Annotated in this window: 18 protein-coding genes; 3 read left to right on the top strand and 15 right to left on the bottom strand. The window is 69.3% G+C overall.

Annotated elements, in window-relative coordinates; translation table 11 throughout:
* Window positions 1-24: 24 nt before the first annotated feature.
* Window positions 25-594: a DUF2231 domain-containing protein gene (locus H0I39_RS06845; RefSeq protein WP_180550015.1), complete on the top strand. Its 570-nt coding sequence runs from the start codon at window positions 25-27 to the stop codon at window positions 592-594.
* Here the strand turns inward: H0I39_RS06845 and H0I39_RS06840 are convergent.
* From H0I39_RS06840 to H0I39_RS06830, 3 genes are all read right to left on the bottom strand, one after another.
* Window positions 524-1,048, bottom strand: coding sequence for a HemJ family protein (locus H0I39_RS06840; protein ID WP_180550014.1), 525 nt, complete (start codon window positions 1,046-1,048; stop codon window positions 524-526). The genes H0I39_RS06845 and H0I39_RS06840 overlap by 71 nt on opposite strands.
* The gene (locus H0I39_RS06835) at window positions 1,045-1,584 is read right to left on the bottom strand and encodes a cytochrome c oxidase assembly protein (RefSeq protein ID WP_308645915.1); all 540 of its coding nucleotides are present in this window, start codon (window positions 1,582-1,584) and stop codon (window positions 1,045-1,047) included. The genes H0I39_RS06840 and H0I39_RS06835 overlap by 4 nt, the downstream gene beginning before the upstream one ends.
* Window positions 1,585-1,927: 343 nt before the next feature.
* A complete protein-coding gene (locus H0I39_RS06830) occupies window positions 1,928-2,782 on the bottom strand; it encodes a 3-hydroxybutyryl-CoA dehydrogenase (protein WP_180550012.1) in 855 nt (284 codons plus the stop codon).
* A gap of 137 nt (window positions 2,783-2,919) precedes the next feature.
* Between H0I39_RS06830 and H0I39_RS06825 the strand changes: the two genes are divergently transcribed.
* The gene (locus tag H0I39_RS06825; RefSeq protein ID WP_180550011.1) at window positions 2,920-4,509 is read left to right on the top strand and encodes a GMC family oxidoreductase; all 1,590 of its coding nucleotides are present in this window, start codon (window positions 2,920-2,922) and stop codon (window positions 4,507-4,509) included.
* A 96-nt stretch (window positions 4,510-4,605) separates the two neighbouring features.
* Here the strand turns inward: H0I39_RS06825 and H0I39_RS06820 are convergent, their stop codons facing one another.
* From H0I39_RS06820 to H0I39_RS06765, 12 genes are all read right to left on the bottom strand, one after another.
* Complete coding sequence (locus tag H0I39_RS06820) at window positions 4,606-5,967, bottom strand: sigma-54-dependent transcriptional regulator (protein WP_180550010.1); 1,362 nt, start codon at window positions 5,965-5,967, stop codon at window positions 4,606-4,608.
* Complete coding sequence (locus H0I39_RS06815; protein WP_180550009.1) at window positions 5,964-7,970, bottom strand: sensor histidine kinase; 2,007 nt, start codon at window positions 7,968-7,970, stop codon at window positions 5,964-5,966. Before H0I39_RS06815 ends, H0I39_RS06820 begins: the two co-directional genes overlap by 4 nt.
* Window positions 7,967-9,052 (bottom strand): 4Fe-4S binding protein, encoded by a 1,086-nt coding sequence (locus H0I39_RS06810; protein ID WP_180550008.1) that lies wholly within the window; start codon window positions 9,050-9,052, stop codon window positions 7,967-7,969. The genes H0I39_RS06815 and H0I39_RS06810 overlap by 4 nt, the downstream gene beginning before the upstream one ends.
* A gap of 19 nt (window positions 9,053-9,071) precedes the next feature.
* On the bottom strand, window positions 9,072-9,626 hold the full coding sequence (locus H0I39_RS06805; RefSeq protein WP_180550007.1) for a TorD/DmsD family molecular chaperone: 555 nt from the start codon (window positions 9,624-9,626) through the stop codon (window positions 9,072-9,074).
* Between the two features lie 5 nt (window positions 9,627-9,631).
* Entirely contained in the window at window positions 9,632-9,772 is a 141-nt protein-coding gene (locus H0I39_RS06800; RefSeq protein WP_180550006.1) for a hypothetical protein, read from the bottom strand.
* Between the two features lie 4 nt (window positions 9,773-9,776).
* Window positions 9,777-10,265, bottom strand: a complete 489-nt coding sequence (locus tag H0I39_RS21805) for a 4Fe-4S dicluster domain-containing protein (RefSeq protein WP_308645792.1) — start codon at window positions 10,263-10,265, stop codon at window positions 9,777-9,779.
* Between the two features lie 260 nt (window positions 10,266-10,525).
* A complete protein-coding gene (locus tag H0I39_RS06790) occupies window positions 10,526-13,138 on the bottom strand; it encodes a molybdopterin-dependent oxidoreductase (RefSeq protein WP_180550005.1) in 2,613 nt (870 codons plus the stop codon).
* The gene (locus H0I39_RS06785) at window positions 13,135-13,761 is read right to left on the bottom strand and encodes a hypothetical protein (protein ID WP_180550004.1); all 627 of its coding nucleotides are present in this window, start codon (window positions 13,759-13,761) and stop codon (window positions 13,135-13,137) included. Before H0I39_RS06785 ends, H0I39_RS06790 begins: the two co-directional genes overlap by 4 nt.
* 380 nt (window positions 13,762-14,141) lie before the next feature.
* The gene (locus tag H0I39_RS06780) at window positions 14,142-14,918 is read right to left on the bottom strand and encodes a hypothetical protein (RefSeq protein WP_180550003.1); all 777 of its coding nucleotides are present in this window, start codon (window positions 14,916-14,918) and stop codon (window positions 14,142-14,144) included.
* Window positions 14,919-14,941: 23 nt separating this feature from the next.
* Complete coding sequence (locus H0I39_RS06775) at window positions 14,942-15,331, bottom strand: hypothetical protein (protein ID WP_180550002.1); 390 nt, start codon at window positions 15,329-15,331, stop codon at window positions 14,942-14,944.
* Between the two features lie 299 nt (window positions 15,332-15,630).
* Window positions 15,631-16,431: an ABC transporter permease gene (locus tag H0I39_RS06770; protein ID WP_180550001.1), complete on the bottom strand. Its 801-nt coding sequence runs from the start codon at window positions 16,429-16,431 to the stop codon at window positions 15,631-15,633.
* A 143-nt stretch (window positions 16,432-16,574) separates the two neighbouring features.
* A complete protein-coding gene (locus H0I39_RS06765) occupies window positions 16,575-17,522 on the bottom strand; it encodes an ATP-binding cassette domain-containing protein (RefSeq protein ID WP_180550000.1) in 948 nt (315 codons plus the stop codon).
* A gap of 143 nt (window positions 17,523-17,665) precedes the next feature.
* Here H0I39_RS06765 and H0I39_RS06760 point away from each other — a divergent pair, with 143 nt between their 5' ends.
* A complete protein-coding gene (locus tag H0I39_RS06760) occupies window positions 17,666-18,739 on the top strand; it encodes a cupin domain-containing protein (protein WP_180549999.1) in 1,074 nt (357 codons plus the stop codon).
* Window positions 18,740-18,850 lie beyond the last annotated feature (111 nt).

The raw sequence follows: 18,850 nt of genomic DNA, 5'->3' as shown, positions 1-18,850 counted from the left end.
CCTCCGACCACCGCACGCTACGCCATGGCCCGCCTCGAAACCTCGTCCGAATCCGCCGCCAGCCGCCACCCGCGCATCATCCGGGACGTGCTGGCGCTGGACACCAGCTCCACCGTCGCCATCATCGGCCACCCGCTGCACACCATGCTGGTGCACTTTCCGATCGCGCTGGTGTTCGCCACGCTCGGCTGCGACCTGCTGTACTGGTACACGGGCGACGGCTTCTGGCAGCGCGCCGGCGTGTGGGCGGCGGGCGCCACCTTCTGGTCGGGCCTGCTGGCCGCCGCCATCGGCACCATCGAACTGCTGGGCGCGGCGGGCATCCGTGGCCGCGTGGCCAGCTGGTCGCACGCCGTGGCGGCCATGACCATGCTGGCCGTCACCGCCGCCAACTGGCGGCTGCGCGTGCTGGTGCCCGACGACGTGCTGCCTCATGCGCTGGCCCTGTCGCTGCTGGGCGCCGTGTTCGCCGGGTTCGCGGGCTTCCATGGCGGCAAGCTGGTGTTCGAGCACGGCATCGGCACTAACCTCTCACCCGAGCCAGAAGCGGGTCCAGCCAGCGACCCAGCAGCTCACCCAACGCACCTGGGCTGAACCAGTCGCCGCCCCAGCCGGACAGCGACCAGCCCGGCTTGGCCAGCACCAGCAGCAGGATCAGCAGCACCACCGCCGCGTTGGCCAGCCCGGCCGCCCCCAGGCGCCACGCCGCCACCCGCTCGCCTGGGTGGAACAGCCGCAGCACCAGCGTGCTCTGCGCTACGTGCAGCGCGGCCATCAGGCCCACCGCCGCCAGCTTGGCGCTGAACCAGGGCGCCTGCGTGGGTCGCAGAAAGATCAGCGCCGTGCCCGTGCCCACCGCCACGAACGCGCCCGGCGACATGAACCACAGCACCAGCCGCCGCGTCAGCGCGTGCAGGCCCTGCACCGCGTCGTGCGAGGCCAGCCGCGCGCGCCGCGCCAGCAGCAGCGGCAGCACCAGCAGGCCGCCGGCCCACAACGCGATGGCGCCCACGTGCACGAACTTCAGCAGCGCCATCCACCACGTCACGCGGCGGCCTCCGCGCGGCGCAGGCCCTGCGCCAGCCGCCACAGCGCCGCCGCCATGAAGGGCACGATGGCCGGCACCCACATCAGCAGCCCGCCCAGCTGCTGGTCGGCCAGCGGCGCCGCGCCCCAGGCCAGCGTGCCGGCCACGTGCACCGGGTACAGCAGCTGGCCGGCGAACACGATCAGCGCGCCCAGCAGGCCCATGTGCGCCACGGTGGCGAACAGCGCCAGCACCGCGCCGCCCCAGGGCTGGTCGGACCGCAGCACGGCGCGCCAGAACCACCAGGCCGTGCGCAGCAGCGACGCCTGCATCAGCCAGTAGCCGGCCACCGAGGTCAGGCCCCAGGCATAGGCCTGCGGCGCGTGCCACAGCCACAGCACCAGCCCGAACACCAGCGCCGCCCCGGCCGGCGAACGGGCGCGCCGCTGGCCCGCGCGCGCCGGCCCGGCCGCCAGCGCCAGCAGGGCGCCACCGCGCCCACCAGCAGCAGGTGGTGCAGCACGCGCACCGAAAACAGCGTGGCGCTGAGCGCGCACAGCGGCGACAGATACAGCAGCAGCGCCAGCGCCCAGGCGGCCCACGCCGGGCGGCTGCGCGGTGCGTGGCGCGCCGTCAGCGCGGCCCAGGCCAGCAGGGCGGCCCAGATCGGCGCGGCGTCGTTCCACACCAGCCACCAGCGCGCCGGATCGGCGATCTCGCCGCAGTAAACGATGGGGGCAGGCTCAGGGGCATCGGCCCATCCTAACAAGCACCGGCGACACGGTGCAGGACGCGCGTCATGGCGGCGCGCCGACGGCCCACGCAAAAGCCGCCCGGAGGCGGCTCTTGTTTGCTTCCAAATCAGTAGCTGCCAGCGCTTGGCTGGTGGGCGCTAGAGGCTTATTTGGCGTAGCTGTACACGCCCATGCCCGTCTTGCGGCCCAGGCGGCCGGCGGCCACGTATTCGCGCAGCAGCTGGCAGGGGCGGTACTTGCTGTCGCCGAACTGCTCCAGGTACACCTCCATCACCGCCAGGCACACGTCCAGGCCCACCATGTCGGCCAGCGCCAGCGGGCCGATGGGGTGGTTGCAGCCCAGCTTCATGCCGGCGTCGATGTCTTCCGGCGTGGCCAGGCCCTCGGCCAGCACGAAGAAGGCCTCGTTGATCATCGGCACCAGGATGCGGTTGACCACGAAGCCGGGCGCGTTCTTCACCGTGATGGGCGACTTGCCCAGTGCCTCGGCCAGCGCCTTCACCGCGTCGTGCGTGGCGTCGGAAGTCTGCAGGCCGCGGATGATCTCCACCAGCGCCATCATCGGCACCGGGTTGAAGAAGTGCATGCCGACGAACTTGTCCGGGCGCTTGGTGACGGCGGCCAGCTGCGTGATCGAGATCGACGAGGTGTTGGTTGCGATGATCACCTCGGGGTCCAGCAGCTCATCCAGTTGCTTGAGGATCTTGTTCTTCAGCTCGTGGTTCTCGGTGGCGGCCTCGATCACCAGCTGGGCTTTCTTCAGGTCGTCGTAGCTGGTCGAGCCCTTGATGCGACCCAGCGCGGCATCGCGGTCGGCCTCGGTGATCTTTTCCTTCTGCAGCAGGCGGTCCAGGCTCTTGCCGACGGTGGCGATGCCTTTGTCGACCGCGGCCTGGGCGATGTCGACCATGACGACGTCGATGCCCTTGACGGCGCAGGCCTGCGCGATGCCATTGCCCATGGTGCCGGCGCCGACGATGCCAACGGTGGTGATGCTCATGTGTTTTCTCCTGTGGATGGGGGTAGACGAAGGCGGTCCAGCCGGGCTCGGCCGCGCACAACCAACCATGTTAGCCGCTGCCTGTGTCAAGCCCTTGTCACGGATCACAATGGCGGCACAAAACGAGGAGCGAGTGCATGGATGTCGTGATCGTGGGCGCCGGCTCGGCCGGCTGCGTGCTGGCCGCACGGCTGAGCGAAGACCCCGCCGTGCAGGTGACGCTGCTGGAGGCCGGCCCGCCCGACACCAGCGTGCTGATTCACTGCCCGGCCGGGCTGGGCGTGATGGCGCGTTCGCCCACCGCGCGCCATGCCTTCAACTGGGCCTTTCAGACCGTGCCGCAGCCGGGCCTGAACGGCCGCCGTGGCTACCAGCCGCGCGGCAAGGTGCTGGGCGGCTCCAGCTCGATCAACGCCATGATCTATACGCGCGGCGTGCCCGAGGACTACGACGCCTGGGCGGCCGAGGGCAACCCCGGCTGGGGCTGGGCCGACGTGCTGCCCGTGTTCAAGGCGGCAGAGCACAACGAGCGCGGCTCCGACGCCTTTCACGGCACCGGCGGGCCGCTGAACGTGATGGACCTGTGCGACCCCAACCCGTTCTCGCACGCCTTCGTCGAGGCCGGCGTGCAGGCCGGGCACGTGCACAACCGCGACTTCAACGGCGCCACGCAGGAGGGCGTGGGCCTGTACCAGGTCACGCACAAGGGCGGCGAGCGCTTTTCGGCCGCCAAGGCGTATCTGGCGCCGAACCGCGCGCGGCCCAACCTGCACGTGGTCACCGGCGCGCACGCCACGCGCGTGCTGCTGGAGCACGGCCGCGCCGTGGGCGTGGCCTATGTGAAGGATGGGTGCGAACACACCGTGCGCGCCGAACGCGAGGTGGTGCTGAGCGCCGGCGCGCTGCAATCGCCGCAGTTGCTGATGCTCTCGGGCATCGGCCCGGCCGACCACCTGCGCGCGCACGGCATCGACGTGCGGCACGATCTGCCCGGCGTGGGCGCGCACCTGCACGACCACCCCGACGTGGTGCAGGTGTGGGATGTCGACAAGGCGTACGACCTGTTCGGCCTGTCGCTGCAGGGCAGCTGGCGCACCGCGCGCGCCATCCGTCAATGGCGCAGGGCGCGGCGCGGCATGCTCACCACCAACTTCGCCGAGGCCGGCGGCTTCATCAAGAGCGAGCCGGCCGAACCCCTGCCCGATCTGCAACTGCACTTCGTCGTCGGCAAGCTGGTGAACCACGGGCGCGCCACGGTGTGGGGCCATGGCTTTTCGTGCCACGTGTGCGTGCTGCGCCCGCGCAGCCGCGGCAGCCTGCGCCTGGCCAGCGGCGACCCGCTGGCGCCGCCGCTGATCGACCCGGCCTTTCTGCAGCACGGCGACGACACGCGCCGCCTGGTGGCCGGCTTCAGGCGCATGCGCGAGCTGCTCAGCCAGCCCGCGCTGGCGCGCCACGGCGGGGTGGAGCGCTCGGCGGCGGCCAAAAGCGATGCCGAGATCGAAGCCTTCATTCGCCAGCATGCCGACACCATCTATCACCCCGTCGGCAGCTGCCGCATGGGCCAGGGGCCGATGGACGTGGTGGACGAGCGCCTGCGCGTGCGTGGCATCGAGCGGCTGCGCGTGGTCGATGCCTCCATCATGCCCAGCGTGGTGGCGGGCAACACCAACGCGCCGACGATCATGATTGCCGAGCAGGCGGCGCGCTGGTTGCGCCAGGGATGACGAACCGTCTTCAACGGCGCCAGATCAGTTTTATTGGAGAAAAGTGGCTGAAAGCTTTGCAGGGCGGGAGCTAGCAGCTATCGTTATTGAAGTTCTCTACTTGTAGCCATGCCGATCCATCATGCGGTAGGCGGTGCGCTCCGACACGCCCATCACCTCGGCCACCTTGCGGCGGTTGCCGCCGTATTTCTTGAGAAGGCTGCCCAGGTATTCGCGCTCGATGCTCTCCAGCGTGGGCTCGCCCTGCAGCATCAACGCGTCGGTCGCGCCTTGCGTGGCCGGTGGGGCGACGGGGACGGCGGGTGCGCTGCCGCTGTCGAGCGTGCCGATGTGCGCCGGGCCGATGGCCTCGCCAGGCCCCAACAGGATCAGCGCGCGCTCGATGACGTTGCGCAGCTCGCGCACGTTGCCTGGCCAGTCGTAGGCCACGAGGCGCGCCAGGGCATCGGGCATCAGCCAGGCCGGCGAAAGCCCCTGCGCCTGACGACGGCTGGCGATGAAGTGCGCCGCCAGCAGGTCGATGTCGTCGCGCCGGTCGCGCAGTGGCGGCACCTGAATGACGAAGGCCGACAGGCGGTAGTACAGGTCCTCGCGGAACTGGCCATCGCGCGACCGCTGTTGCAGGTTGCGGTTGGTGGCGGCGACGATGCGCGCGTCGCTGCGCAGGTCGGTGGTGGCGCCCACGTGGCGAAAGCGCCCGGTCTCCAGCACGCGCAGCAGCTTGGCCTGGATGGCGGGGCCGGCTTCGCCGATCTCGTCGAGGAACAGCGTGCCGTGCGCGGCAGCCTCGATCAGCCCGGCCTTGCGGCGATCGGCGCCGGTGAAGGCGCCGCGCTCGTGACCGAACAGTTCGGACTCGAACAGCGCCTCCTGCAGCGTGCAGCAGTCGACGGCCACGAAGCTTTCGCCCCGGCGCCGGCTGGCGCTGTGCAGCGCCTGCGCCACCAACTCCTTGCCCGAGCCGCTTTCGCCCTGGATCAGCACCGTGACGTCGCTGGCGCCCACCTCGCGGATGGTCTGGCGCAGCATCTGCATGGCGGCGCTTTCACCGATCATGGCCAGGCCGGCGTCGCCGCGCGCCAGCGCGCTCTGCGCCTGCAGGCGAGAGCGTTCCAGCGCGCCGCGGATGACCAGCTCCAGCTCGTCCAGATTGACCGGCTTGACCAGGTAGTCGGCGGCGCCCAGGCGCATGGCCTCCACCGCCTGGTGCACGCTGCCGTAGGCCGTCAGCATGACCACCGGGCGCGTGCCGGCGATCTCGCTCAGCGGGCCGAAGCCGGTGGCGTCCGGCAGGTTCACGTCCAGCAGCACCAGGTTGGGTGCGAAGGCGGCGATGCGCTCGCGCGCCTCCTGCCACGAGCTGGCGCTGTCCAGCTCGTAGCCCGCCTTGCGCAGTTCCTTGACCAGCAGGCGATTGAGCGTCGGATCGTCCTCGACCACCAGCACCGACGGGTTCATGCGCGGTCCTCCCCATGGGCCGTGTCGCCGGGTTCCGGCGGCGTCTGCAGGTGCAGCGTGAAGCAGGCGCCTGCGCCTGGCTCGCTGCGCACCGTGATGCGGCCGCCGAAGCGCTCGACGGCCGCCTTGCAGATGGCCAGGCCCAGGCCGGTGCCGCGCTGGCCATCGGCGCGGCGGCTGAAGAAGGGCAGGAAGATCAGCGACTGCTCGTCCGCCGCGATGCCGCGCCCGGTGTCGCGCACGCTCAGTTCGTAGCCCATCCGGGGTGCATCGCCATCCGGGGCTGGCGTGGGACGGCCCGTGATGTCGATGCCACCGCCCCCGGCCATGGCGTGCAGCGCGTTGTGGATCAGGTTGACCAGCACCTGGCGCAATTCGGCCTCGTCGGCCAGCACGCGCGCGCCGGGTGGGTCGATGACCACCTGCACCTGCACGCCGCGGCTGCGGCACTCCTCGCCCAGCAGCGCCAGCACGTCGTCGACGGCGGTCGCCACGGCCACCGGCTGCAGCGTCTGGCCGGGCGCCTGGCTCATCTGCAGCAGGCGCTGTGTGGTGGCCACGCAGCGGTCGATCTCGCGGTCCACCAGTTGCAGGTAGTCGGTCAGTTCCTCGCGCCCCATGTCGCCGGCACGCAGGCCGCGCAGGCTGGCCTGCAGCGCCAGGCGGATGGAGGCCAGCGGGTTGTGGATCTCGTGCGCCACGCCGTTGGCCAGCAGGCCGATGGTGGACAGGCGCTGCTCCTGCGAGAAGCGCACCGCACGGTCGAGCGGGCGCATCACCTCGACCACCAGCGTCTCGCCATCGCGAGTGATGAGCGGTGCGGCCTCGATGTCGACTTCCACCGCGCTGCCATCGGCGCGGCGCACGCTCATCATGCTGCGCAGGCGCTGCGGTCGGGCACGCATCTCGGCCACGGGGCAGTGCAGCAGCGTGCTGGGGCAGGGTTCGTCCAGTCCCCGGCTGGCGCGGTGGCAGCACTGCCCGATGACGGCCTGCGGCTGCTGCCCCACAAGTGCGGTGTAGGCGCTGTTGGCCAGGCGGATGCGGAAGTCGGGGCCGATCACCAGCACGGGGTCGGGAATGGCGTCGATCAGGGTCTGCAGGAAGCGGTGCTGCTCGGCCAGGTCGCCCACCATGGTCTGCACGCGGTCGGCCATGTGGTCGAAGCCGTCAGCCACGCGGCCCAGTTCGTCGGGGCCGTGCGCGCCTTGGCCCAGGCGCGCATCCAGCGCACCCGCGGCCAGGCGGTCGGTGGTGGTGGCCAGGCGGGCCAGCGGTTCAGTGACCTGGCGGCGCAGCGTCAGCCCCATGATGGTGGCGAACAGCGCCAGCGTGGCCAGCCCCGCGCCGACCAGCATCAGGCCCGGTGCGCTCACCGGGTTGAGCGCCGGCAGCGGCTCGAAGTCCACCAGCAGCACGCCGTTCACCGGGTGCGCGCTGGCCACGCCGTGGCACTGCGCGCAGCGCGGCTGGTTGTGGATCGGGTACGCGATCTGCAACTGCTCGCCCTGCGGCAGCGGCCGCCATTGCAGGCGTGGCGGCGGGGCGGCGCAGCCGGCGTGCAGGCACAGCCCGTCGATCTGCGACCAGGCATTGGTGCCCACCGCCTGCGGTTGCGAGGCGAAGCGCACCGCGCCGTTCGGCGCCAGCAGCCGCGCCTGCGTGACGCCGGACGACTGGCCCAGGCTGGCCAGGATGCCCGCCATGCCGTCCAGGTCGCGCTTGAGCATGGCGTTCTGCAGGCTGGCCTCGAACAGGTGCGCCACGCGCTGGGCAGCGGCTTCATGCTGGCGGCGCAGGCTGTCGCGGCCGATGGCCAGCGCCAGCACCACCAGCAGTGCGGCAGACGCCAGCAGCGCCACCGCCAGCCCCAGCATGAGCCGGCGTGCCAGCGACACGCGCAGCCAGTGCGGCACGGCGGCCACGAAGCGGGGCGCTTCGGCCGGCGGCGATGACGCAGTGCGCGCAGCTTCGCCGCGCAGCGGCGTGGTGTGATCGGTCATGTGCTGGAATCGGCCTGCACGATGCGGTCGGCGTGAAACGGACGTCCCTGGCTGCAGGTCGGGCAGGTTGTGACCGAGTTTGAGGCGTCGCCGGACTCCACGAATTGACGGAAGTCAATCCGGCAGTGCGGACAGCGGCGGGTGACGACCGGCCAGTGCGCCGGAACGTCCAGGGGCGGTGCGTCGGGCTGCTGGCCGGCGGCGGGCTGCGACAGGGCGCCGTCCTCGCACACCGCGCTGCACAGGCCGCAGCCGGTGCAGCGTTGCAGGTCGAATCCGAACCCAGTCGCCGTCGAATCTGCGCCTTCAGCTTCGAAAAAGATAGCATTCACGGGGCACACGCGGGTACAGGCCAGGCACAGCGTGCAGCGCGCGCGCTCGAAGTCCACTCGCCACAGCGGTGGCGCGGGCTGGGCGGGCGACGTGGCGGGTGCGTCGGTCCACACGTCCTCGCGCGCGCTGTTCAGCGCGCCGGCCACGCGCGGCGCGGCGGGCGTGGCGGCGCGGGCAAAGAAGCGGCGGCGGCTGGCGTCGGCAGGTGCGCCAGTGTCGTGCGCGGCGGGCCAGTCCGCCGCCGGCGCCAGGCGCAGCCGCAATGCGAAGCCCTGGCTGGCGGCCAGCGCCGCCTGGCCGCGCCACTGGCGCTGCCATTCAGCCAGACCGGCACCGCGTTCGCAGCGGCTGCAGGCGCCCGGCACGAAGACATGGTCGTGCACGCCCAGCCGGCGGCTCGCCAAGTGCAGCCACGCCGGGCTCAGGGCCAGCAGGCACGCGGTGCTGGGGCGGCCGGGCAGGCCGGCGCGCTCGCAACGCCACCAGGCGGCGGGTGGCATCTGCTCGCAGCGTTGCAGCAGGGGTTGTGGCGCAGGCAGCTCCAGCGCCTCGGTTGGGCAGGCAGCCACGCACAGGCCGCAGGCATCGCAGGCCTCCGGGTCGAAGGCCAGACCGTCGTCCGACATCTGCCAGGCCGCAGTGGGGCAGGCGTCCACGCAGGCGCGGCAGGCCGCGCCGCGCACGCGCTGGTGCACGCAGCGCTCGGCATGGATGGCCAACTCGGTCCGGGCCTCCAGCGCGCCGGTCACCGGTGCATGCCCTCGCCGGTCAGCCGCCGCAGCCGCCCGGCCGCGGCCCTTCCACCACCGGTTGCGGCAGCACCGCTACCGTCGGCAGGCGCTGCTGGCAGCCTTCGCAGGCGGCCAGCGTCAGGGCGGCCAGCGCGGCATAGAACGGCGTGGCGGCGCGTTGCGCCACGCGGCGGGCGAAGTCGGGCAGCCAGGCCAGCAGGTGGGTCTTGAGAAAGCGCGCCGCCTCGCGCTCGTTGCCGCGCTCCAGCAGCAAGGCGACGAAGTCCAGTTCGTGGCTGATGTGGTCGTCGGCACGCGCTCGCCAGTCCGGCACCTGCACGCCGTGGCGGCGGTAGAAGGCGCGCACGGCGAAGGTCGGGCCCTGCAGCATCAGGTGATCGTCGTCGCGCCACACCGATTCGTGCGGCGAGGCGCGCAGTGCATGCGTTAGGTAGATGGCCGCGTAGTCGGCGGCCAGCTCGTCCACGCTGGAGGCGGGTAGCGCCATGTCGTCCTGTCTGGCGCGGCGCTGCTCGGCCAGGGCGCTCAGCGCAGCCGACATGGCTTGCGCCGCTGGCGCCTCGGCGGCCACCAGCGTCAGCGTGTCGGGAAGCCGCTGGCGTGCAGCGCGGCCAGCACCTCGGGACTGCGTTCGCCGGCGTGCAGCCACGCCAGCGCGCGCAGGTCCTCGGCGGCCAGAACGTGCCAGTCGGATGGCGATGTCGCGGTGGTGCTCATGGCGTCAGGACGATGCCTTGCTGGCTGGCGCCGCGGGGGCCTCGGCCTGCGGCTCGACCTTGCCCTTGGGGTGGGCGATGAACACGATCGACGGGTTGGTCAGCTCCGGGTTGGCCATGTGCTGCACCTGGCGCACCGGCTGGTCGACACCCTTGACCATGGCCTTGGTGTCCCAGGTGCCGGCACGCAGCTGGTCGATGGGGCCGATGTCGAGCACGCGCATCATGCAGGCCGACACGCAGTAAGGCTTGCGGCCGGCTTCCAGCTCGTCGATGCACAGGTTGCACTTCTTGACGGTGTTGTCGGTCGGGTCATACTGCGGCGCGCCGAACGGGCAGGTGGCCTCGCAGCGGCGGCAACCGATGCACAGGCTGCTGTCGATGTCGACCACGCCGTTGTCGGCACGCTTCCAGATCGCGCCGGTGGGGCAGGCCGGCAGGCAGGCCGGTTCGGCACAGTGGTTGCACGACATGTTGACTTTGTAGGCGAACACGTCGGGAAGCTGCCGCCCTCGATGTACATCACGCGGCGGAAGCGCGGGCCGGGCGGCAGGCCGTTCTTGTCCTTGCACGCGATCTCGCAGGCGCGGCAGCCGATGCAGTCCATGTTGTTGTGGATGAAGCCCCACTGCTGTTCGGGCTTGACCGGTTCGTAGGTTGTCGCGTCACGCCGTTCCTGCGCGTATTTCACGCGCGCCTTGGCGTCGACGCCCAGCTTGTTGATGACTTGTTTCTCGGCCATGGCATCGGCTCCTTACATGTCGCGGCGGAACACCGACGAGCGGGCCACCGCCAGGTCGTCCCAGCCCGGCCGGTGCACCAGGTCGGTCTTCCTGATCTGCACCATGGCGTTGTTGTAGGCGAAGGCGCCTGCGGGGCTCGGGTTGTCGAGCGTCAGGAAGTCGGGGTTGCCGGCGCGGTCCACGCCGTCCTTGTCCGGGTCCATCCAGGCGCCTTCGAACAGCACCAGCACGCCGGGCAGCAGGCGCTCGGTGACGTAGGCGGGCACCACGCACTTGCCGCGCTCGTTCCACACCTCGACGGTGTCGCCGGTCAGGATGCCGAGCTTCTTCGCATCGCTGGCGTTGATCGTCACCTCCTGCTCGTAGGTCTCGCGCAGCCAGGGGATGTTGTTGAAGATCGAGTGCGTGCGCCAGCGCGGGTGCGGGCTGATCAGGTGGAACGGGTAGTCCTTGGTGATCGGGTGGTTCAGCGACTCGAAGGGTTCGATCCACTTCGGGATGTAGGGGATCTCGTAACCGAACTGCGTCTTCGTCCAGTCCTCGATGCCGGCCAGATAGGTCGAGAAAATCTCGATCTTGCCCGAGGCCGTCTCGAACGGCACGCCCTTGGTCACCTGGTCGCGGAAGGCGACATGCGGTTCGCTGAGCTTGAACTTGTAGGTGCCGTGCTGCTTGAACTCGTCCCAGCTCATGGTGACATGCTGGTGGTGCTGCACGCTGCCGTCCCACCAGGCCTTCAGGTAGGCCTCGTCCACCGCATCGGGGTTCTGGAAGTAGTCGCGTTGGGCGCGCGGGTTGTAGCGCTGGCCCAGGTTCTTCAGGCTCGGGTCGATCTGCTCCAGCCGGTAGCACATCTCGGTGAACACCTGGAAGTCGGTCTTGCTCTCGCCCAGTGGCTCGATCACCTTCGGACGGTGGATGTAATAGTGGCCCTTGTACCAGGGCAGCGCCACGTCGTGCCGCTCGAAGTGCGTGGCGATCGGCAGCAGGTAGTCGGCCCAGATGCCCGAGGGCGTGATGGTCGAGTCCATGCACACCACCAGTTCCAGCTTGTCGATGGCCTTGATTTCCTTGTTTATGTTGGTGAGCTGGTTGAACCAGTCGCTGCCCTGCCAGAAGATCGCCTTGATGTTGGGAATCTGGCCATCCAGGTTGTCCTCGCGCGGCCAGAGGCCCACTTCTTCCCTCTTCACGTTCGGGTAGTTCAGCACGCAGTGGGCCCAGCGGTCGCTCTTGATCGATGCCCACCACAGGTTGGCGTTCTCGTCGTAGGGGTAGGCCACGCTCTCGCTGTGCCAGGCCTTGCCCACGCCCTCGGCACAGCCGCCCAGGATGCCGATGTTGCCGGTCATGGCCTGCAGTGCAGCGGCCATGCGGTTGTACTGCTCGCCGTAGCTGGCGCGGCCAGGCGACCAGGACGCCTTCAGCGCGGCGGGCTTGGTCCTGGCGTACATCTCGGCCAGCTTCTTGATGTCGTCGGCCTTCACGCCGCAGATCGGCTCGGCCCATTCGGGCGTCTTGGGCTGCTTGTCGTAGGTGCCGAGGATGTAGTCCTTGAAGTTCTCCTTGCCCGCGAACTCCTTGGGCAGCGTGCCGGCGTCCATGCCCAGCACGAACTTGTTGATGAACTTCTGGTCCTGCCAGTTGTTGGTGAAGATGTGGTAGGCCATGGCGGCCATCATGGCCGCGTCGGTGTTGGGCTTGATGGGGATCCACCAGGCGTCGTACACGGCGGCCGAGTCGGTGTACTGCGGATCGACCAGCACGAACTTGCAGCCGCGCTGCTTGGCCATGCGCATGTAGTAGAAGGTGTTGCCGCCGTGGAAGGTGTAGGCCGGGTTCCAGCCCCACATGATGATCAGCTTGCTGTGCGCGAACGCGTCGTCCTCGTTGCCGTCCTGGATGGTGCCGAAGGTCATGCGGCTGGAGAACGTGGTGCCCTGGTAGCTCGGCACGCTCCACGAGTTGGTGCGGCAGCCGAACATGCCCAGGAAGCGGCCCAGCAGCCCTTCGATCTGATCACTCTTGTGCAGCACGCCGTAGCTGGCGCCGGCGTAGCTCTGGTCGAGGATGGCGGTGGGGCCGAAGTCCTTTTTCAGCTGCACCATCTTCTGGGCGATCTCGTTGAGGGCCTCGTCCCAGGTGATGCGCTTGAACTTGTGCTCGCCGCGCGCGCCGACGCGCTTCATGGGGTAGAGCAGGCGCTCGGGCGAGTACAGGCGCGCGCGGTAGCTGCGCCCGCGCAGGCAGGCGCGCAGCTGCGGCTCCTCGAAGGTGTCCTTGCCGTAGGCGCCGCCGGCCTGGTATTCGCCGTTGTCGGTCGACAGGCGCACGATCACGTCGCCTTTCTTGTGCGCCACCAGCACGTGTCGCGAGCCGCAGTTGTGGGCGCACGAGGTGACCACGGTGGTGAGCTGATCGTCGGTGTAGTAGGGCTCGTAGGCGAAGGCCTGCGCCTTCTCGGGCGCCACCGACACACCGACGCTGACCAGCCCGGCGGCACCGGCCGCGGTGCCGATGATCTTCAGGAAGTCGCGCCGCCGGTAGCCATTGCCGTGGCGGTCGATGGAATCGTTCACGCTGGGAAAGCGCACGGCGTCACGCGGCAGGTCGTTGTTCTTCATTTCTTCTCTCCAGACGTCACGGCGGCGGCGATGAAGCGCACTTCGCTTTCGGTGGGGCGGCCCTTGGCCCAGTCCGGCACCGTCGGGTCCATGCCCGGCCAGGCGTGACGCGGATAGGGGTAGTGCGTGCGGTACCAGGCGCGGCCGCCGTGGCAGCCGTAGCAGGTGTCGCCGCCGTCCGGCTTGGCGGCCAGTTCCTCGATGGCCTTGGCGTTCAGGTAGTTGACGTTGTGCCGGCTGGTGCGGATGTTGGAATGGCACAGCAGGCAGTTGTTCTGGAACATGGCCTTCGACTGTTCCCACGGCCCCGGCAGGCCCATGACCGCATGGTTCATCTTGCCGTGACACTTCAGGCACACGGTCTCGGGGTTGACCATCTTGCGCAGGGTCTGCTGGCCGAAGTCGGTGGCCGAACTTCCCGGCGCTTCCTCGCGCGGGTCGTTGCCTTCATGGCAGGTGGTGCAGCGCATCGTCATCACCTGCCTGGCGAAGTCGGTGCTGATGTGGCGGCGGTGGAAGGTGTCCTGCTCGCCCTGGTAGGTGGACGTCTGCTGATACCAGGCCTTGGCGGTGCCGCTGGACAAACCGGCCGGCGACGTCTTGCGCACGCTCGGCTTGAGCACTTCGGCGTGACAGGCCAGGCACTGCTCGTTGGTGGCCTTGTCGATGGCGGGCTTGAAATGGATGGGGTCGTACCTGGCCGCGTGGTAGCTCGCCGGCTTGGCCGTGGCGGCTGCGGCAACAGGCGCGGGGCCGCTGCGCTGGCGGCGGGGGTCGCTGGGGCGGCGGTGGGCGGGCTTGCGTCCTTGCAGGCGCCGAGCAACGCGGCGGTGGTCAGGCAGGCCGACAACCAGAGGAGGAGTCTGAATCGGGGCGCGTTCATCGCGTGCTCCACGAAAAAGGGATACAGCGTCTTGTCGGAAAAGGCCGGGGGCAGTCCACGCGGAAAGCCCCGGCAAGGCCAGCCAGGCCAAAGCCCGGCTGGCAGGACCGTCCTATCGGATTACTTGTTGCCGGACATGCCGCCCATGCCCTGCTGGCCGGACATGCCCGACATGCCTTGCTGGCCGCTCATGCCGGACATCCCCGACATGCCGCTCATGCCTTGTTGGCCCGACATACCGGACATGCCGCTCATGCCGGACATCCCACTCATACCCGACATGCCGCTCATGCCCTGCTGACGCTGGGTGCGGCGCTTCTTGGTGGTGGCTTTCTTTTTCTTCTTGGCGGGGGCCTTGGCCTTGTTGCCGGACATTCCCGACATGCCGCTCATGCCCTGCTGGCCGGACATGCCGCTCATGCCCGACATGCCTTGCTGGCCGCTCATGCCCGACATTCCCGACATGCCCTGCTGGCCCGACATGCCGGACATACCGCTCATGCCGCTCATGCCCGACATGCCACCCATGCCGGGGTTCTGCTCGCCAGCGGCGGGCTTGTTGCCGCTCATGCCAGACATACCCGACATGCCTTGCTGGCCAGACATGCCGCTCATGCCTTTCTGACCGCTCATGCCCGACATGCCGCTCATGCCGGATTGCTGTGCCATGGCGGGCAATGCGGCCAGTGCAGCCGCCATCACCGACAGGCCAAGTGCTTGACGAACCAGTTTCATGGAGATCTCCTTCGATGCAAAAACAAGGAAAACAATCGGGCCTTGCGGCCCCTGCCTGTCGGCAGCATCGACGCGCCGCCTTGCACGGCTGCGGCGATTCGGGAGTCCGCACGCCGCATGCGCCGAGGCGCGCGGGGCAGACATGTTCTGGGTGCGGGTCATGGACGGCGGAAACTCGTCTTGACTCAACGGGACGCGGTGCTGGCGGGCGCCTGGGTCGCGGGTGCGGAGGATGGCGCTTCGCCATGCCAGCCGCGCGGGTCGTACGGCGGGGTCATGCCCGGCCCCCGCAATGGCACCCACCAGTGGCCTGTGCCCGCTATGGATTCGACGTTGCCGGGGTGCGGCTGCGACACGCCACGCAGCCAGCGACCCATCTGCTCGGGCGTGGCCGGCGGCTCTGTCTGGCGCGGCGCGCCTTCGGGCCGCTCGTAAGGGCGCAGGCCCGCCACCGGCACGCCGGCCGGCTGCGCTGCGGCGGTGGCCGATGCGGGCGCCGATGCCGCGGGCTCCTGTGCCTGCGCGGCCACAACGCTGCCCAGCCATAAAGCGGTCAATGCGAGGGTCGGCTTCATGCTCCATCCATAAGTGCTTGTTGCTCGCATGGAATGAAGCAAGCTGCTTGCCAGCCCGATGGGCTGATGCAAGTGCTTGTCGCGCCTGGGTTTGCGCCTGACGGCGGCGAGCAGGCTGCCAGATTGACAGGCCGCGCCGGGCGCCGGCCTGTCAATCTGTCATGTCAATCTGTCGGGCGGCTGGGTGGGTGGCCAGGCGAAGTTCAGGCGTGTGTTGGGGCCGCAATCACTCGCCATGCATGAGCGGGTGGGCGGGCGGTCGAAGCCGCGGCTTCAAGCGCATTTGCCCCGCGTGCGTCTCAACGCCTGAACCGCTGCCGCGTGAACGCCAGCGCCACCCAGAAGCTGACGCCCGCCCACACCGCCAGGATGCCCAGATGCCGCCAGGCTTCGGCCGGCCACTGGTTCAGGAACAGCGGCCGCACCAGCTCCACCGCCGCCGTCAGCGGCAGCCAGTCGGTGATGGCCTGTGCGAACGCCGGCAGCTGCGTGCGTGGAAAGAATACGCCGGAGAGGAACATCATCGGCGACAGCAGCACCGCGAAGTAGTAGGTGAAGAAGTCGTAGCTCCTGGCCTTGGCGTTGAACACCAGCGCCATGCTGGCAAAGGTGACGCCGGCGAACAGCAGGATGGGCGGCACCAGGATGAGTTTCGGAGACAGGCTGATCTTCAGCGCCAGCATCACGCCCAGGATGGCGACGACCGAGAACAGCGCCTTGAAGCCGGCCCACAGCATCTCGGCCAGCACCACGTCGTCGAGCTGCACGGGCGTGTTCAGGATGCCGTCCCAGGTCTTCTGCACGTGCATGCGCGAGAAGGCCGAATACAGCGCCTCGAAGCTGGCGGCGTTCATCGCGCTCATGCAGATGCTGCCGCTGGCCAGGAACAGGATGTAGGGCACCTCCTGCCCATGCGTCGGCACGCGCCCCACCATGGCGCCCAGGCCGTAGCCGAAGGCCACCAGCCACAGCAGCGGTTCACCGATATTGGCCAGCAGGCTCGGGATGGCCAGCTTGCGCCACACCAGCAGGTTGCGCTGGAACACCGGCCACCAGCGCATCGACAGGCGCGGTGGGGACCAGACGGAGGGTTCGTTCATGGCAGGCGGTTCACGGCGCGGCGCGTCGCGGTCTGTGTGGGAGCGGCCTTGGCCGCGATGCAGCGTGGCGTGGGGCGAAATGCTCCATCGCGGCCAAGGCCGCTCCCACATTCAGGGCTGGCGGGCGCCTCGTGTCGTTCATGTCAACCATCTTCACGGATCTGCCGGCCCGTCAGCTTGAGGAACAGGTCCTCCAGGTTCGCCGGCCGGTGCAGCGTGCGCAGTTGCGGGTGCGCTTCCAGCGCCTGCAGCAAGGGGCGCGCGTGGCGGGTGTAGAAGAACACCGTCTCGCCGCTCTTCTCCACGCGCTCGGTGTGCGCGGCCAGCTGCGAATCGGCCAGCGCCAGCGCGCCCTGGCCGTAGACCTCGACCACCTCGGGTTCCAGATGCTCGGCAATCAATTCGCGCGGGCGGCCCTCGGCGATCTTGCGGCCGTGGTCCAGCACCAGCAGGCGCTGGCACAGGCGCTCGGCCTCGTCCATGAAGTGCGTGGTCAACAGGATCGACTTGCCCTCGGCCAGCAGGCGCTGCAGGCGCTCCCACATCAGGTGGCGCGCCTGCGGATCGAGGCCGGTGGTCGGCTCGTCAAGCAGCAGCAAATCGGGGTTGTTCACCAGCGCACGCGCCAGCGACAGGCGGCGCTTCATGCCGCCCGACAGCTCGGCCGGCTTGGCGCTCGCCTTGTGGCCGAGCGCGGCGAAGTCCAGCAACTGCGGCACCCGCTCGGCCATCTGCGTGCGGCGCAGGCCGAAGTAGCGGCCGAACACGTACAGGTTCTCGGCGCAGCTGAAGTCCGGGTCGAGCGAATCGAACTGCGCTACCACGCCGAGGCGTGCCTTGATGGCCAGGCCATCGCGCGGCATCTCCAGCGTCGTGCCATCGTCACGCGCGAAGTAGCGGATGCTGCCCGCATCCGGCGCCGTCAGCCCCAGGCACATGCGGATGGTGGTGGTCTTGCCCGCGCCGTTGGGGCCGATCACACCCAGGCATTCGCCCGGCACGATGCTGAACGACACGCCATCCACCACGCGCGCATCGCCATAGGTCTTGGCGAGATCACGCACATCGAGCAGCGGCGGGGCAGCGGTCATGAGGCGGCCATTGTGCCCGCGCGCCGCGCCGATGGCGGCGTTTACATGACCGGAATCCAGACGCTAAACTGTTGATAAGCACGCATATCAAATGGTCTGGCGGCTCGTCCATGCGCCACGTCCAATCACAGGAGACAACCCGCATGAACGCGCTCGACGCCGTGAATTCGCTCGGCCACGCCGACAGCCTGGGCCGGCTGGAAGACCTGCCGGCCGACTACGTCAAGGCGATCAACGACCTCTCCGTCGCGCCGCTGTGGCCGCAGCTGCGCGGCCTGCTGCCGCGCGGCAAGCCGGCGCGCGCCACGCAGCCCTTCATGTGGCGCTACCAGGACATCCGCCCGCACCTGCTGCGCGCGGGCGAGCTGACGCCGATCGAGAAGGCCGAGCGCCGCGTGCTGGTGCTGTGCAACCCCGGCCACGGGCTCGACAAGCTGGTGGCCACGCCCACCATCTACGTCGGCCTGCAACTCATCCTGCCGGGCGAGGTGGCGCCCAACCACCGCCACACGCCGACGGCGGTGCGCTTCGTCATCGAGGGCAGCGGCGGCTACACCACCGTGAACAGCGAGAAATGCCCGATGGAAAAGGGCGACCTGATCCTGACGCCCGCACTCAACTGGCACGAGCACGGCCACGGAGGCAGCGGCCCGGTGGTATGGCTGGATGCGCTGGACCTGCCGATGATCTACGCCATGGAGGCCAGCTACGCCATCGAAGGGCCGTCGCAGACGCTGAACGATGCGCTGGACGCCTCGCAGAACACCTACCGCCGCGCCGGCCTGCTGCCCTACGCCTCGCTCGGGCAGGCGCAGCGCGCCGACTACCCGCAGATCCGCTACCCGTGGAAGGAAGTGCGCGAGGCGCTGGGCGCCATCGCCACCGTCACGCCCAAGGACGAGGCGGTGCAACTGGCGTATGTGAATCCCGAAACGGGAAAACCCTGCCTGCCGACGCTGGGGTTTTCGGCGCAACAGCTGCGCGCGGGGCAGGATTTTTCACCGCGCAAGCGCTCGGCCAGCAGCGTGATCCACGTCATCGAAGGGCAGGGCGAGTCGGTGATCGACGGCGTGACGCTGCAGTGGGGCGAGGGCGATACGCTGGCGATTCCGACGCATGCCGAGGTGACGCACCGCGCGCGCGCCAAGGACGCCTACCTGTTCCACGTGGACGACGCGCCGATGCAGCGCGCGCTCGGCTTCTACGAGGATTTCTGATTTCTTTCTCCTGTGGGAGCGGCCTTGGCCGCGATGGGGCGCATCGCCACACGTGAGGCTGCCATCGCGGCCAAGGCCGCTCCCACAATGCGTGTCTCTTCCTGAACCAAG

The organism is Ottowia beijingensis (assembly GCF_013423955.1).
Lineage (GTDB): Bacteria > Pseudomonadota > Gammaproteobacteria > Burkholderiales > Burkholderiaceae_C > Ottowia > Ottowia beijingensis.
The sequence above is the reverse complement of the archived record's forward strand: the minus strand, read 5'-3'. Positions and strand labels throughout refer to the sequence as shown.

Bases quoted from the DNA above. Each gene is read 5' to 3' on its own strand.
- H0I39_RS06845 (WP_180550015.1), top strand. From the start codon at position 25: ATGGCCCGCCTCGAAACCTCGTCCGAATCCGCCGCCAGCCGCCACCCG.
- H0I39_RS06830 (WP_180550012.1), bottom strand. From the start codon at position 2,782: ATGAGCATCACCACCGTTGGCATCGTCGGCGCCGGCACCATGGGCAAT.
- H0I39_RS06825 (WP_180550011.1), top strand. From the start codon at position 2,920: ATGGATGTCGTGATCGTGGGCGCCGGCTCGGCCGGCTGCGTGCTGGCC.
- H0I39_RS06820 (WP_180550010.1), bottom strand. From the start codon at position 5,967: ATGAACCCGTCGGTGCTGGTGGTCGAGGACGATCCGACGCTCAATCGC.
- H0I39_RS06815 (WP_180550009.1), bottom strand. From the start codon at position 7,970: ATGACCGATCACACCACGCCGCTGCGCGGCGAAGCTGCGCGCACTGCG.
- H0I39_RS06800 (WP_180550006.1), bottom strand. From the start codon at position 9,772: ATGAGCACCACCGCGACATCGCCATCCGACTGGCACGTTCTGGCCGCC.
- H0I39_RS06790 (WP_180550005.1), bottom strand. From the start codon at position 13,138: ATGAAGAACAACGACCTGCCGCGTGACGCCGTGCGCTTTCCCAGCGTG.
- H0I39_RS06780 (WP_180550003.1), bottom strand. From the start codon at position 14,918: ATGACCCGCACCCAGAACATGTCTGCCCCGCGCGCCTCGGCGCATGCG.
- H0I39_RS06775 (WP_180550002.1), bottom strand. From the start codon at position 15,331: ATGAAGCCGACCCTCGCATTGACCGCTTTATGGCTGGGCAGCGTTGTG.
- H0I39_RS06770 (WP_180550001.1), bottom strand. From the start codon at position 16,431: ATGAACGAACCCTCCGTCTGGTCCCCACCGCGCCTGTCGATGCGCTGG.
- H0I39_RS06765 (WP_180550000.1), bottom strand. From the start codon at position 17,522: ATGACCGCTGCCCCGCCGCTGCTCGATGTGCGTGATCTCGCCAAGACC.
- H0I39_RS06760 (WP_180549999.1), top strand. From the start codon at position 17,666: ATGAACGCGCTCGACGCCGTGAATTCGCTCGGCCACGCCGACAGCCTG.